This window comes from Pseudomonas sp. (assembly GCF_050739935.1).
In the GTDB taxonomy this organism is placed as follows: domain Bacteria; phylum Pseudomonadota; class Gammaproteobacteria; order Pseudomonadales; family Pseudomonadaceae; genus Aquipseudomonas.
Genome location: NZ_JBOICF010000103.1, coordinates 1 through 15,191, shown reverse-complemented (window position 1 = coordinate 15,191; position 15,191 = coordinate 1). Strand labels below are relative to the sequence as shown.

The window sequence follows — 15,191 nt, the reverse complement described above, 5'->3', positions numbered from 1 at the left end:
GGCATGCCGCGAATCCCTGTGGGAGCGAATTCATTCGCGAAAGAATGTGGCAAGCGACAACGTTGCGTCGACAGTACGGACCTCTCGCGAATGAATTCGCTCCCACAGGGGTCATTGAGCCATGTCTCAACGAGCACTCACAAATAGTCGCCGTGCTGCTACAGGACGATGGCGTGAACTATCGGCGCTCACTTTGGATAAAGCGGCGGCAGGCTGTCTGCGCCATTCGGGTCTACGGGTGTTTCAACGGCGGGCAGTGCCTTGACTGCCTTCCATAAATCTTCTCCCAGCCACAATTTTTCGGTCTCGCTGTACAGCGCGCCGTTCAGGCCATCAAGGGCATCGGACAACGTCACGAAGCGGGCAGCCATGTCGGCCAGGGTTTCCGGTTGCTGCCGGGCCCAGGCATCCAGTGCCTGACGGGTCGCGTGCGGATCGTTGGCAAGACTTGCGCGTTTGAGGTCGTCAAGCACGGTGCGCGGACTCGGGCCGGCCTGCGCCACGCGTGTCAGGGCCGGTTGCCAGCGGGCGCGCCACCACAGACCGAAGCCCAGCAGTGTGGTGAAACTCAACAGCACGGTACTGAGCTGCCACGGCCAAACGGGCGGACCGGCTACCGTCAGGCCTGTGTTGTCGCTCACGGGCATGTCCACGGACAACGCCGGATTGATACTGACCTGCAAGGTCCGGGCGGGCAGGGAGCTGTGTTCCAGATGATCTTCCAGGGTGTTCCACCACACCACATCCACAGCGGGAATCTCGATGGCGCCTGGACGATTGGGCACCAGTGCTTCACGTTCCTCGCGGCTGCCCACCAGACCGCGTTCGTTAGCCTGATTGCTCAGCTGCGGCTGGTCGGGATAGCGCCGCAGCGCACTGACTTCAGTGGCCGGCAGTGGCGGCAGTTGGGCGCTGGACAGGCCCTCGGCCTCGATCACCAAGGTGCGGGTCAAAGAGTCGCCGATCTGGGTGTGGGTCGGGTCCGGGCTCCAGTTCTCGCTCAGGCCGATGCCGCGCGCGGGCAACCACGGCATGTTGGCCGGGTAATTGGCCGGTTGTGGCTTGACTTTGAGTGGCAGAGGATCGGACATCACGCGCATCAGCTTGCCCGGTTTCGGGCTGGTGGCCACGGCGGGTTGACTGGTAGCCGCGGCCTGGCTGACTTCCGGGACGTCCTGCACCATCGTTGCGCTGAATTCCTGCGCCGGGATGGTCATGTCGCCGCTTTGCTGCGGAAAAAGCGCATAACGCATCTCGATCACGCCATGACGAATACCGTTGATCTGCTTCTCATAGGTGCGGGTGTCGCCAAGCTTTTCGATACGCGCGTCCGGCACTTGCAGCGGCGTCAGGTTGCTGTCATCGAACAGCGACACCGAATGATAGATGCGCACGGTCAGCACCGCCTGGGCCTGCACATAGACCGTGTCCTGATCCAGGCTCGCTTCCATGAACACCGGCGCGAGTTTCTGTTCCTGAGACTGCGCCGAAGGCTCTACTTCCACCACCTGCAGGGCAATCGGCTGGCTGATCAGCTCGCCCAGTTTCAGCGGCGGAATCTCGATCGAGCCACTATGGCGCGGCATCAGGGTAATCAGCCAGCGGGTGGTAGCGTGAACGTTGCCCTCCAGCGTGGTCAGGCTGTTCAGCTGACGGGTGTCGCGGACTTCGAAATCGGCATCCAGGGCGCTCATGTCGGGTTTGCCGAACAGCGTTGCGTCGTCGGATTCCAGGGTCAACTCGACGGTTTCTCCAGTGTTCACGCGAGTGCGGTCGACGCTGGCCTGCAACGTCGCAGCGGGCGAGTCGGCCTGCGCCACCAGGACGAACAGGCACAACAGCCACGCAATTACCACAGTGTGCACACGACTCATCGGGCTTTTTCCTGATGCTGCTGTTGTTCGTACCAGAATTTGCGTCGCAGCAGCTCGCCGGGCTCGTCCGGGATCTGACGCAACCATTGCTCGAGCGCCTGGCGCTGTTCGCCGTTGATCTGACTGTCGGCGGGACGGCTAGGGGCGCGGGTGGGTTCATCTTCATCCGGTGATGGACCGTTGCCGTTGCTGGCTCCGGACATCGATTGCGAGCTGTTGGTGTCGTTTTCCTCGTCGCCGTGGGACGACGCCTGCTGGCTCGACTGTTGTTGCCCGGCACTACCATCTCGGGGTTTGTCCGCGCCGTTGTCGCTTTCGGTCTTGCCTTCACTGGCGTCTTCGGCTGCGGCCTGTCTGTTCTGCTCCTGCATTTCCTCGATCAGCGCCTTGTTCGCGGCGGCTGCGGGGAAGTCGGGTTGACGTTCCAGCGCTTGCTCATAAGCATCGATGGCAGCTTCCAGTTCACCGCTTCTGGCCAGCGCGTTAGCGCGATTGTAGTGGTCGGCAGCGCTGTTGCCCTGGGCGAAGCGCTGAGCGGCACCCGCATAATCGCCTGCTTCATACAGCGCAATGCCTTGCCACTGGATGTCCTCGAAACGCTGGGCCGCTTCAGCGGGGCGATGGCGCTGAAGCAAGTGCTGGCCCTGTTGATCGGGACGCTGGAAGAGATCCCTGAATTCGAACGCGTAACTGTGTTGCGGCACCAGCATCAGCAGCGGCAGGCACAACAGCCAGCCGCGACGACTGGCACAGGCGGCCAGCAACAGCAGTGGCAACAGCAGCCAGTAACCCTGATCGGCCCAGCTGTCGAGCTGCACAGTCTGGCCTTGACTGCGAAGCTCTCGCGGGCTATCCAGCAGACCCAGTTCGTTGAGGTCGTCATCGGTCAGGCGCAATTGACTGTAATGCCCGCGCAGATCTTCTGCGAAATCGTTGAGGCTGGCACTGTCCAGACGCGGCAGCAGAATGCCGCCCTGAGCATCCTTGAGGAAGCCGCCTTTTTCCTGTGCCACCGGTGCGCCCTCAGCCGTACCGACCCCGAGCATCAACAGCTGCGGAGGATGGCCACTCATGGCCTGACGAATTCCCTGGCGTTCAGCGTCGCTCAGCGAAGAGCCGATCCACAGCAGACGTCCCAGCCCCAGGTCACCTTGCTTGAGAAGGTCGAGGGCCTTGCGCACAGCCAGGTCGGCGCGTTGGCCGCTTTCGGGCATGATCGAGGGGCTGATCGCATCCAGCAGATTCTTGCTGGTTCCCAGGTCGTCGGACAAAGGCACCAGCGTATGCGCGCTGCCTGCATAGACGATGATCGCTGTCTGCGAATCGCCCCGCGCCTGCAACAGGTCCAGCAACTTGCGCCGTGCCTGCTCCAGACGTGACGGCGGGCTGTCGGCAGCGAGCATCTCCGGAGTCAGTTCGAGCAGCACCACCAGCGGGTCCGCGGGTTTTTGGCTGGTTTGTTCGACTCTTTGCCAGCTTGGGCCGAGCAAAGCCAGTAACGCCAGCAGCCATCCGAACCCCAGGGCGATCCAGGGCAGTTTGCTTTCCCGACCGCTGCCGCCGCTAAGCAACACGGAGTGGAAGGCGCCCGGCAGAATCATTTGCCAGCGGCCGACCCGTTTCTGTCGGTTCCACAGTCGCCAGATCAACCAGCCGAGCACCGGCACAATCAGCAGCCACCAGGGGCGCAACCAGTGAGGCCACAGGGCGAATATCGATGCGCTCATCGGCGCCCCCGCAAACGCTTGAAACGCTGACGCCAGTGCGGTCCGTGGTGCAGCGCCGGCTGGCGAGCGAGGAAGCGATACAGCGGGTTGTGCGGCCAGCGCTCATGAACCACCAGCAGAACGCTCAGCAGCAACGCCAGCGCCAGCGGCCAGTGGTAGAGCGCCAGGGCGGGGCGCGCCCGGGTCGGCTGCTGCGTGACCGGTTCGAGGGTGTCGAGGGTTTTGCCGATCTTTTCCAGCTGCGCGCCGTCACGGGCACGGAAGTATTGGCCGCCGGTAATGTCCGCGATTTCGCGCAGCGCAGGCTCGTCCAGATCCAGGCTCGGGTTAAGGCCCAGAATGCTGGTCGCGCCCTTGTCAGGGTCAGCGCCGATGCCGATCGGATAGATTTTCACGCCTTCGCCTGCAGCCAGTCGCGCGGCGGTGGCGGGGTCGATCTGGCCGGCGTTGTTGGCGCCATCGGTCACCAGAATCAGCACGCGGCTCTGCGCCGGACGCAGGCGCAGACGCTTGAGCGCAAGGCCAATGGCGTCGCCGATGGCGGTGTTTTTACCGGCAATGCCGATTCGCGCTTCATCCAGCCAGACGCGCACGGTCTTGCGGTCGAATGTCAATGGCGCCTGCATGTAGGCCTGACTGCCGAAGAGGATTAGCCCGACCCGGTCGCCTTTGCGATGCTCGAGAAAGTCGCCGAGCAGTTGTTTGACCAGCGTCAATCGGCTCACTTCATCGTTCTGCCAAACCATGTCCGGATAATCCATCGATCCGGATACGTCCACCGCCACCAGCAGATCGCGCCCACTGGCTGCCACCGGCAAGGGGTCGCCGAGCCATTGCGGGCGCGCCGCGGCCATCAGCAGCAACAACCATATAGTTACGAAGGGCAACTGCCGGCGCCAGCCCGGCAAGTGGGCACGGGCTCGACGACCGGCCAGACCTTCCAGTTCGTTGAGAAAACTGACCTTGAGCGCGGCTTCGCCACTGTCGGCCACCGGCAGTAGAAAGCGCAGCAGCCATGGCAGCGGCAGCAGTGCGAAGACCCACGGCCAGGCGAGCTCAAACATGTTTGCGAATCCAGGTTTCGACCGACTGCGTCAGACCATTGATGGCCTTGTCGTCGAGTTTGCATTCGGGCTTGTAGGCGCCTTCGACAAGAATCATCCAGCGCGTGAGGCCGGCCGCCGGGCAACGGTTGTCGAGAAACGCCAGCCATTTGCGGCCGTTGAGGGTGTGGCTCTGACTGTAGGGATAGTCGTTGCGGCACAGACGCTTGAGCAGGCCGTTGATCTGCTGCAGCCAGGCACCGGCCGGGGCGCCGTCATAGGGTTTGGGCATCTGCGCCAGTTCGACCAGTGCCGACTGACGCAGCGGGTCCAGCGGCTGCTCGGTTGCCTGGTCCGGCGCGCGTTTGGGCAGCAGCACGCGCGCGCGCCACAGGCCGTAACCCAGCAACGGCAGCAGTGCCAGCAGCAGCCACCAGCCGGGCGCGAGCGGCCAGAAGCTTATCGGCGCGGGCAGGATCATCGGCTGCAGCTGGTCCAGCGTGCTCATTTGTGTTTCACCGGTTGCTGCGCGTTCAGGTAGTCGCGCAGTTGCTCGACCATTTGCTGTTGAGTGCTCAGCGGAATCATCAACACTCGCAGCTTCTTGGCCAGCAATTCCCAGCGCGCCTGACGCGCCTCGCCCTGTGCGCGGTAGGTCTGGCGCAGGTCGGGGTTCAGGGTGTCCAGTTCAAGCTGCGCGCCGCGATCGGCGAACCTGAGCAATCCGGCAGCAGGCAGTGCGTGATCCAGCGGATCGGACAGCGGCAGCAGCAACAGGTCGCAATGGCGTGAGAGCAGGGCCAGTTGTTGCTCGGCGGAATCGGAAAGGGTGCGCTCATCGCAGAGAATGAATACCAGGCTGCCCGGCCGCAGGACTTCCCGGGCACGGCGCAGGGCCACCCCGAAGGTGTCGCGATCGGACACGGCTTCGGTGTGCAGCGACTGATTGACCCGCACCAGCCGGTTGAGCAGTTGCAACAGGCTTTGCTTGCTGCGTCGTGGCTTGATTTCGTAGTGCTCGTTGTCACCGAACACCAGCCCGCCCACCCGGTCGTTGTGGCCCAGCGCCGCCCAGCCGATCAAGGCCGCGGCCTGGGCCGCCAGCACTGACTTGAACATCACCCCCGAGCCGAAAAACAGACGACGGCTTTGTTCGACCATGATGAAAATCGGTCGCTCGCGCTCTTCATGAAACAGTTTTGTATGCGGTTCCTGGGTTCGCGCCGTCACGCGCCAGTCGATGGTGCGCACGTCGTCGCCAGCCTGATACACCCGCACCTGGTCGAAATCCACGCCGCGACCGCGCAGCTTGGAGTGATGCAGGCCAATCAGCGGGCTGCGGCGACCGGGAGAAGAAAACAGCTGCACTTCCCGCACGCGATGACGCATCTCGATCAGCTCGGCAAGGCTGATACGGATGCCCGGTTGGGAAATCAGATAGGGTTGCATGAGGTCAGGCGACGGCAACGACGTCGAGAATGCGCTGGATCACGCGGTCCTGATCGATGCCCGCGGCCTCGGCTTCGAACGACAATATGATGCGATGGCGCAGCACGTCGAAGACCATTGCCTGAATGTCTTCGGGGCTGACGAAATCACGACCGGCCAACCACGCATGGGCGCGGGCGCAGCGGTCCAGAGAAATCGAACCTCGGGGGCTGGCGCCATAACCGATCCATTCGGCCAGCTCGGCATCGAATTTGGCCGGAGTACGGGTAGCCATCACCAATTGCACCAGGTATTCCTCCACGGCGTCGGCCATGTACAGACCGAGGATTTCCTTGCGTGCGGCAAAAATGGCCTGTTGGGTGACGCGGCGTTCGGGTTTGGTTTCGCCATTCAATGCTTCGCCACGGGCCTGCTGCAGAATCTTGCGTTCGACGTTGGCATCCGGGAAGCCGATTTTCACGTGCATCAGGAAGCGATCGAGCTGGGCCTCGGGCAGGGGATAGGTGCCTTCCTGCTCGATCGGGTTCTGCGTCGCCATCACCAGAAACAGCGGCGACAGATCATAGGTGCTGCGACCCACGCTGACCTGACGTTCGGCCATGGCCTCCAGCAGCGCCGATTGCACCTTGGCTGGCGCACGGTTGATTTCGTCCGCCAGCACCAGGTTGTGGAAGATCGGACCCTGCTGGAACACGAAACTGCCGGTTTCGGGCCGATAGATTTCGGTGCCGGTGATGTCGGCGGGCAAAAGGTCAGGGGTGAACTGGATGCGATGGAACTGCGCTTCGATGCCTTCGGCCAGCTCCTTGATCGCCTTGGTCTTGGCCAGTCCCGGCGCGCCTTCGACCAGCATGTGGCCGTCGGCGAGCAGCGCGATCAACAGCCGCTCGACCAGTTTCTCCTGCCCGAGAATCTGTGTTGAGAGAAAGGTTCGCAGCGCGATCAACGCTTCACGATGTTCCATCGATGACGGTTCCTGGCAGGATAGGCGCAGCGCCAAGACGGCACTGAAGCTGGGGGCGTTACTTTAATGCATCAGAGGGGGCGGCGACTAACCGGGCAGGGGGTTTTTTCAGCGTTTGGCGATGTTTGCCGGGTGAAAACGAGAATTGTCTGACAGGTTGTGGTTTTTTCCACAGTTACATGGGCACAGCTGTAACAGTCCGGCTCGCCGGCGGCAGCGATTTCACGAACGCCACCGCCTGCAAGCCGCGCTGCTACAGAGGAGGACGGCGCGGTCAACTGATTTCGCTGACGTACGTTCCCACATCTCTGAGAATGATTCGCAATGTGGCGTCCAACTCTGGTAGTTCATTGCCCTGTGTGCTGTGGCGGATTTCGTAGGTGATGTCGCCACCAAACGGCTTTGCGTCGGCGGCATCTATCTCCACCAGCAGCCGCGTGGCGCTGAAGGTCACCTTCAAATTGGCGTCGACGTGAATGGTGTCGTCGCGGAAGGTGATGTCGACTTCGTCCTCATCCGGGAAGCGCGTCAGCAGAAACAGGTCGCCATCGTTGGCATGGCAGCACACAAGCGCCATGTCATCTTCTTCCTCGTCGCAGGGGTTGTAGATGAAGCTGTCGGTGGTCATGTGCATGGCGCAATTCCTTGGTGGCGTGGCTCGGGGCAGGGTGGGATTTTGCCAGGCTTGGGGAAATTTTGCCTGCCTGACGAGTTGCCATACGCAGATCAAACTGAGGGAGCGAATTCATTCGCGAGAGGCCGGTACAGCCCCCACATCTCCATCGCCTGATGTATTTTCGCGGATGAATTCCCTCCCCCAGAAATTCCTTCTTCCACTCACGCGTTCCTGCGCGCTATTCAAACGCCATCCCCCCTTCTGAAACATTCGCCTACAAGCCGATGTCCGAATATGTCGCAGCATCGCAAGCAGGCTCATGGTCGCTGTCGTTAAGCTGCGCAGCAGATGAACGGATATGAAGCCGAGCCTGCCTGGGCAGACGTTTCACCGATCTTCATTCGGGTCAATCGAATGTGACGACGCACACACGACGAGCGTTACTACTGGGACATGTGTCGACGCACAGCGCCCTGTCACGTTTTGCTGACTATCATCGAACAGACGCGAAACGTGACACACACATGCAGCACGACCCCGAAACACGCATCTCTCCTATATAAAAGCCAAGCCAAGCGGAGTACCACAGATGGCGTTCTTCACCGCAGCCAGCAAGTCCGACTTCCAGCACCAACTGCGAGCGGCACTGGCCCAGCACATCAGCGAACAGGCACTGCCACAAGTGGCGCTGTTCGCCGATCAATTCTTCGGCATCATTTCCCTCGATGAACTGACCCAGCGCAGGCTTTCCGATCTTGCCGGTTGCACGCTGTCGGCCTGGCGCCTGCTCGAGCGTTTCGAGCACCGCGCACCGCAAGTGCGGGTCTACAACCCTGATTACGAACGTCATGGCTGGCAATCCACGCATACCGCCGTTGAAGTGTTGCACCACGACCTGCCGTTCCTGGTTGACTCGGTCCGTACCGAACTGAACCGCCGTGGCTACAGCATCCACACGCTGCAAACCACCGTGTTGAGCGTGCGCCGCGATGAAAAAGGCCAACTGGTCGAGTTGCTGCCCAAAGGCGCCAGCGGCGACGGTGTGCTGCAGGAATCGCTGATGTACCTGGAAATCGACCGCTGCGCCAACGCCGCGGAGCTGAACGTCCTGGCGCGTGAGCTGGAGCAGGTGCTGGGGGAGGTGCGCGTCGCGGTTGAAGATTTCGAACCGATGAAGGCCAAGCTGCATGAGCTGCTGGCAGGTGTCGACGCCATCGAATACAACGTCGATCCGGACGAAAAAACCGAGGTCAAGGTATTTCTCGAGTGGCTGGTGGACAACCATTTCACCTTCCTCGGCTATGAAGAATTCACCGTCGATGGCGGCGCTGACGGCGGCCAGTTGAACTACGATCAGTCGTCTTTCCTCGGTCTGACCAAGCTGCTGCGTGCCGGGCTTTCCGCCGAAGACCTGCACATCGAAGGCTATGCGGTGAATTATCTGCACGAGCCGACCCTGCTGTCGTTCGCCAAGGCCGCGCACCCGAGCCGCGTGCACCGTCCTGCGTACCCGGACTACGTGTCGATCCGCCAGATCGACGCCGATGGCAAGGTCATCAAGGAATGCCGCTTCATGGGCCTGTACACCTCGTCGGTGTATGGCGAAAGCGTGCGCAACATCCCTTACATCCGCCGCAAGGTGGCCGAAGTCGAGCGCCGTTCCGGTTTCGACGCCAAGGCGCACCTGGGCAAAGAGCTGGCGCAAGTCGTTGAAGTGCTGCCGCGCGACGACCTGTTCCAGACCCCGGTGGACGAACTGTTCACCACCGTCATGTCAATCGTGCAGATCCAGGAGCGCAACAAGATTCGCGTGTTCTTGCGCAAGGATCCATACGGACGTTTCTGCTACTGCCTGGCCTACGTACCGCGCGATATCTATTCCACCGAGGTCCGTCAGAAGATCCAGCAGGTGCTGATGGAGCGCCTGAAAGCCAGCGACTGCGAGTTCTGGACCTTCTTCTCCGAATCGGTTCTGGCCCGTGTGCAGCTGATCCTGCGCGTGGACCCGAAAGTCACCCTCGACATCGACCCGCAGCAACTGGAAAACGAAGTCATTCAGGCTTGCCGTTCGTGGAAAGACGACTACGCCAGCCTGGTCGTCGAAAGTTTCGGCGAAGCCCAGGGCACCAATGTGCTGGCCGACTTCCCGAAAGGCTTCCCGGCAGGTTACCGCGAGCGTTTCGCCGCGCACTCGGCCGTGGTCGACATGCAGCATGTGCTGAGTCTGTCCGAAGCCAATCCGCTGGTCATGAGCTTCTATCAGCCGCTTTCCGGCGACAAGGCGCAGCTGCACTGCAAGCTGTATCACGCCGATACGCCACTGGCGCTGTCCGACGTGCTGCCGATCCTGGAAAACCTCGGTCTGCGGGTGCTGGGCGAATTCCCATACCGACTGCGTCACACCAATGGCCGCGAGTTCTGGATTCACGATTTCGCCTTCACCTATGGCGAGGATCTGAAACTTGACCTGCAGCAGCTCAACGATACGCTGCAGGACGCCTTCGTCCATATCGTGCGCGGCGAGGCCGAGAACGATGCGTTCAACCGTCTGGTGCTGACCGCCGGTCTGCCTTGGCGAGACGTAGCGCTGTTGCGTGCCTATGCCCGTTACCTGAAACAGATCCGTCTGGGCTTCGACCTGGGCTACATCGCCAGTACCCTAAACAACCACGCCGATATCGCCCGAGAACTGACCCGTCTGTTCAAAACCCGTTTCTATCTGGCGCGCAAGCTGTCCGGCGGTGACCTGGACGACATGCAACAGCGTCTGGAACAGGCGATTCTTTCGGCCCTGGACGACGTTCAGGTGCTCAACGAAGACCGCATCCTGCGTCGCTACCTTGATCTGATCAAGGCGACCATGCGCACCAACTTCTACCAGACCGACGCTAACGGCCAGAGCAAGAGCTACTTCAGCTTCAAGTTCAACCCGCGTCTGATCCCTGAGCTGCCCAAGCCGGTGCCGAAGTTCGAAATCTTCGTCTACTCGCCACGGGTCGAGGGTGTTCACCTGCGCTTTGGCAACGTCGCTCGCGGCGGCCTGCGCTGGTCCGATCGTGAAGAAGATTACCGTACCGAGGTGCTGGGCTTGGTAAAAGCCCAGCAAGTGAAGAACTCGGTCATCGTGCCTGTGGGTGCGAAGGGCGGCTTCCTGCCTCGTCGCCTGCCAACCGCCGGTACCCGCGACGAGATCCAGGCCGAAGCCATCGCCTGCTACCGCATTTTCATTTCCGGTTTGCTGGACATCACCGACAACCTGAAAGAAGGCGCGTTGGTGCCGCCGGCCAACGTCGTGCGGCACGACGACGATGACCCGTATCTGGTAGTAGCCGCGGACAAGGGCACTGCGACCTTCTCCGACATCGCCAACGGCATCGCCATCGACTACGGCTTCTGGCTGGGCGACGCATTCGCCTCCGGTGGTTCGGCCGGTTACGATCACAAGAAAATGGGCATCACCGCCAAGGGCGCGTGGGTTGGGGTACAGCGCCACTTCCGCGAGCGTGGCATCAACGTTCAGCAGGACAGCATCAGCGTGATCGGTGTCGGCGACATGGCCGGTGACGTGTTCGGTAACGGCCTGTTGATGTCCGAGAAGCTGCAACTGGTGGCCGCTTTCAACCACCTGCACATCTTCATCGACCCGAATCCGGACCCGGCCACCAGCTTCGCCGAGCGTCAACGTCTGTTCGATCTGCCGCGTTCGGCCTGGACCGACTACGACACCAGCATCATGTCTGAAGGCGGCGGTATCTTCCCGCGCAGCGCGAAAAGCATCAGCATCTCCCCGCAAATGAAAGAGCGCTTCGACATCAGCGCCGACAGATTGACCCCGACCGAATTGATGCACGCACTGCTCAAGGCGCCTGTGGATCTGTTGTGGAACGGCGGTATCGGCACATACGTCAAGGCCAGTTCCGAAAGCCATGCCGATGTCGGCGACAAAGCCAACGACGCCTTGCGCGTCAACGGCAACCAGTTGCGCTGCAAGGTGGTGGGCGAGGGCGGCAACCTGGGCATGACCCAACTGGGCCGCGTCGAATACGGCCTGCTGGGCGGCGCAACCAACACCGACTTCATCGATAACGCCGGTGGTGTCGACTGTTCCGACCACGAAGTGAACATCAAGATCCTGCTCAACGAAGTGGTGCAGGCCGGCGACATGACCGAGAAGCAGCGCAATCTGTTGCTCGAAAGCATGACCGACGAAGTGGGCAATCTGGTACTCGGCAACAACTACAAGCAGACCCAGGCGCTTTCGCTGGCGGCCCGTCGTGCTTACGAGCGCATTGCCGAATACAAGCGTCTGATGAGCGATCTGGAATCGCGCGGCAAGCTGGACCGGGCCATCGAATTCCTGCCAGCCGAGGATCAGATCGCCGAGCGTGTTGCCGAGAAGAAGGGTCTGACCCGAGCCGAACTGTCGGTGCTGATCTCCTATAGCAAAATCGACCTGAAGGAAGCGCTGCTGGAATCCCGCGTGCCGGACGACGATTACCTGGCCCGCGACATGGAAACCGCATTCCCGCCTTCACTGGGCGCGAAGTTCTCGGAATCCATGCGTCGCCACCGCCTCAAACGCGAAATCGTCAGCACTCAGATCGCCAACGATCTGGTCAATCACATGGGCATCACCTTCGTGCAGCGCCTCAAGGAGTCGACCGGCATGAGCGCGGCCAACGTGGCCGGTGCGTATGTGATCGTGCGTGACATCTTCCATCTGCCACACTGGTTCCGTCAGATTGAGGCGCTGGACTACAAGGTTCCAGCCGAAATTCAGCTTGCGCTGATGGATGAACTACTGCGTCTGGGCCGTCGTGCCACGCGCTGGTTCCTGCGCAGCCGCCGTAACGAACTGGACGCGGCGCGTGACGTTGCGCACTTCGGTCCGCACATCGCTGCACTGGGCCTTAAGCTGGACGAGCTGCTGGAAGGCCCGACCCGCGACGTCTGGCAGGCGCGTTATCAGGAGTATGTCGAGGCTGGCGTGCCTGAGTTGCTGGCTCGGATGGTGGCGGGTACGACGCACCTGTACACGCTGTTGCCGATCATCGAAGCGTCGGACGTTACCGGTCAGAATGCGGCTGATGTGGCGAAGGTGTATTTCGCGGTAGGCAGTTCGCTGGATGTCACCTGGTATTTGCAACAGATCAGTGCGTTGCCGGTGGAGAACAACTGGCAGGCCCTGGCCCGCGAGGCGTTCCGCGATGATATCGACTGGCAGCAACGGGCGATCACTGTTTCTGTATTGCAGATGGCCAATGGTCCTGCGGATGTGGAAGAGCGTTTGAACCTGTGGCTGGAGCAACACCAGCCGATGGTTGAGCGCTGGCGCGCGATGCTGGTCGAGCTGCGTGCGGCGAGTGGTAATGACTACGCGATGTATGCCGTCGCCAACCGCGAACTGCTGGACCTGGCCATGAGCGGGCAGACTGCCGTGGTTTGAGGTTTGGTTGAGTGGTAACGCAAGCCCCGCATTGAGAGATGCGGGGCTTTTTTGTATTCAACGAGCCGATTGAGTCTGACAAGTCGTCGTTTCTTGCTGCTCGTGAGTGGATTCGTTCGCTTGGATAGGACGTATAGGCACTGTCTTGTAGTCCCTTTCTGAAAACCTTGCAGTCCTTCCTTTTTGTGTTTCAGCGCTCAGACAGCAGCGTTTTTAACCCCTAGATTTCGCGTTTTTCTCAGCGCGGATCACGGAATGTCTGACGCCCTTTGGGCTGCCCGTCAGGGCGATGCCCTTGCCCATAGCTCTGTGATGGCCGATGTGTTTGGTGGTGCACTGGAGGTGGTCGCCACTGTGGCCGTCGGTGCCTTGGCTACGACGGCGATCATTGCTGCTGCGGGTGTGACCGTCGCCACCGCCGGGCTTGGCGCCTGTGTGCTGGGTGCAGTCGTTGGGGCGGCCGTTACCATTGGCATGCAGGTCACGGGTACTGACAGCAAGCTGAGCGATTTCTGCCAGAGCCTGGGCAACGACCTTTTCCCGCCGACTGTCTGTGCGCATATCACCAGCGGCTCGCCCAACGTCTTCATCAATGGCTTGCCTGCAGCGCGTGCTGCTGGCGCTATTTCGGACGCGCCCTCTGAGTTCCCTGCTGACTCAGCCCCCGAAGACACCTTCCTCGACATGGCGAAGGGCTTCTTCTCGGAGCTGTGGCGACCTACCGTCGCGACACCGGATCCGGGCGCGTCGCCGCTGCCCAATGATCGGATCACCTGCAATAAACATCCCGGCATGCCAGGCCAGTATCTGGCCGAAGGTTCGAGCACGGTGTTCATCAACGGCCAGCCTGCCGTGCGCAGCGGTGATCGCAGTACCTGCGATGCCACGGTGGTTTCATCCGGGTTGATTTCACCGAACGTGCGCATCGGTGGCGGCAAGGCGGTTGTTCGGACCATTCGCAGTGGCAAGACGCCGGGCGTCGGGTTGGCCGTTTCGGCGTTGATGATGCTGCGCGGTGGCCCCGCAAAGTTCGTGAGCAATTTGCCGTGCATGCTGCTTGGCGGGGTGAGTGCTTCTGTCGTCGGGGCGGCAGCGGGAGCGCTGGGGCGAGCGGTGTCCGCGTCGCCGAATCCGGTGCATGCAGCCACCGGCGCCAAGGTGCTCGGTGGGGCTGAAGAGCTGGATTTTGTGCTGCCAGGCGTGTTGCCGATTGAGTGGCAGCGGTTTTACAGCAGTCGGGATGAGCGGCGAGATGGGCTGTTTGGTGCGGGTTGGAGTGTCCCGCTTGAAGTGTGTGTCGAGGTCGAGGTGCGCACAGAGGGTGGCGACCGGCTGATCTATGTCGACGAGCAGGCGCGGCGAATCGATATGGGCGCGATTGCGCTGGGTAGCGCGGTGTTCAGTCCGGGCGAGGGGTTGGCAGTCAAGCGGCATGTGGATGGACGGATGTTGGTCGAGAGCGAGGATGGGCTTTGTCGGCTGTTTGAGCCGAGTCTGGTTGATCCAACTCGATTACGTCTAAGCCAGCTCGGCGACCGCAACGACAACCGGATTCATCTGCTGTACGACGCCGAGGGGCGCCTTTCTCGACTGCACGACACCCTCGATGTGGTGCGCGTGAAGTTGGTGTATTCGGCGCGATGGCCGGCTCGGGTGGAACGCATCCACCGCATGTTCGATGACGAATCGTCCGCAGTGTTGGCGAGTTATGCCTATGACACCTGCGGCGATCTGAGCGAAGTGCGCGATGCGCTGGGCAAGGTTCAGCGACGCTTCACGTACGACGTTGGCCGGCGAATGGTCGAGCACCAGCTTCCCACGGGGCTGCGTTGTTTCTATGAATGGGCGCTGATCGACGAACGCGAATGGCGCGTGATCCATCACTGGACCGATGAAGGTGACGAGTACCGGTTTGCCTATGACTTGAGCGCGGGCAATACGGTCATTACCGACGGCCTGAACCGCCGCAGCACGCGACGCTGGAACAGCCAGCAGCAGATCACCGAATACACCGACAACCTCGATCAGACGTGGCAGTTTTTCTGGAACGATGAACGTCAGTTGCTCGGCGC

At 61.3% G+C, this 15,191-nt stretch carries 9 protein-coding genes; 2 read left to right on the top strand and 7 right to left on the bottom strand.

Going from position 1 to position 15,191, the window contains the following annotated elements; genetic code table 11:
- Nucleotides 1–188 precede the first annotated feature (188 nt).
- From ACRER8_RS20585 to ACRER8_RS20555, 7 genes are all read right to left on the bottom strand, one after another.
- Nucleotides 189–1,874 (bottom strand): BatD family protein, encoded by a 1,686-nt coding sequence (locus ACRER8_RS20585; protein ID WP_431748037.1) that lies wholly within the window; start codon nucleotides 1,872–1,874, stop codon nucleotides 189–191.
- Nucleotides 1,871–3,589, bottom strand: coding sequence for a VWA domain-containing protein (locus ACRER8_RS20580; protein WP_431748114.1), 1,719 nt, complete (start codon nucleotides 3,587–3,589; stop codon nucleotides 1,871–1,873). Before ACRER8_RS20580 ends, ACRER8_RS20585 begins: the two co-directional genes overlap by 4 nt.
- 8 nt (nucleotides 3,590–3,597) lie before the next feature.
- Complete coding sequence (locus ACRER8_RS20575; RefSeq protein WP_431748036.1) at nucleotides 3,598–4,665, bottom strand: vWA domain-containing protein; 1,068 nt, start codon at nucleotides 4,663–4,665, stop codon at nucleotides 3,598–3,600.
- Nucleotides 4,658–5,152, bottom strand: a complete 495-nt coding sequence (locus ACRER8_RS20570; protein ID WP_431748035.1) for a DUF4381 domain-containing protein — start codon at nucleotides 5,150–5,152, stop codon at nucleotides 4,658–4,660. The genes ACRER8_RS20575 and ACRER8_RS20570 overlap by 8 nt, the downstream gene beginning before the upstream one ends.
- Entirely contained in the window at nucleotides 5,149–6,093 is a 945-nt protein-coding gene (locus ACRER8_RS20565) for a DUF58 domain-containing protein (protein ID WP_431748034.1), read from the bottom strand. The genes ACRER8_RS20570 and ACRER8_RS20565 overlap by 4 nt, the downstream gene beginning before the upstream one ends.
- Nucleotides 6,094–6,097: 4 nt before the next feature.
- Nucleotides 6,098–7,057: an AAA family ATPase gene (locus tag ACRER8_RS20560; protein WP_062390247.1), complete on the bottom strand. Its 960-nt coding sequence runs from the start codon at nucleotides 7,055–7,057 to the stop codon at nucleotides 6,098–6,100.
- Between the two features lie 274 nt (nucleotides 7,058–7,331).
- Nucleotides 7,332–7,691: a hypothetical protein gene (locus ACRER8_RS20555; protein ID WP_431748033.1), complete on the bottom strand. Its 360-nt coding sequence runs from the start codon at nucleotides 7,689–7,691 to the stop codon at nucleotides 7,332–7,334.
- A gap of 571 nt (nucleotides 7,692–8,262) precedes the next feature.
- On the opposite strand from ACRER8_RS20555, the gene ACRER8_RS20550 reads away from it, so the two are divergent.
- Nucleotides 8,263–13,119 carry an NAD-glutamate dehydrogenase gene (locus ACRER8_RS20550; RefSeq protein WP_431748032.1) on the top strand — a complete coding sequence of 1,619 codons (4,857 nt, stop codon included), beginning with the start codon at nucleotides 8,263–8,265 and terminating at the stop codon, nucleotides 13,117–13,119.
- Nucleotides 13,120–13,374: 255 nt separating this feature from the next.
- On the top strand, nucleotides 13,375–15,191 hold a 1,817-nt coding region (locus ACRER8_RS20545), incomplete at its 3' end, for a DUF6531 domain-containing protein (RefSeq protein WP_431748031.1).

Excerpts from the sequence above, each read along its gene's own strand:
- ACRER8_RS20585 (WP_431748037.1), bottom strand. The coding sequence starts at position 1,874 with ATGAGTCGTGTGCACACTGTGGTAATTGCGTGGCTGTTGTGCCTGTTC.
- ACRER8_RS20575 (WP_431748036.1), bottom strand. The coding sequence starts at position 4,665 with ATGTTTGAGCTCGCCTGGCCGTGGGTCTTCGCACTGCTGCCGCTGCCA.
- ACRER8_RS20570 (WP_431748035.1), bottom strand. The coding sequence starts at position 5,152 with ATGAGCACGCTGGACCAGCTGCAGCCGATGATCCTGCCCGCGCCGATA.
- ACRER8_RS20565 (WP_431748034.1), bottom strand. The coding sequence starts at position 6,093 with ATGCAACCCTATCTGATTTCCCAACCGGGCATCCGTATCAGCCTTGCC.
- ACRER8_RS20560 (WP_062390247.1), bottom strand. The coding sequence starts at position 7,057 with ATGGAACATCGTGAAGCGTTGATCGCGCTGCGAACCTTTCTCTCAACA.
- ACRER8_RS20555 (WP_431748033.1), bottom strand. The coding sequence starts at position 7,691 with ATGCACATGACCACCGACAGCTTCATCTACAACCCCTGCGACGAGGAA.
- ACRER8_RS20550 (WP_431748032.1), top strand. The coding sequence starts at position 8,263 with ATGGCGTTCTTCACCGCAGCCAGCAAGTCCGACTTCCAGCACCAACTG.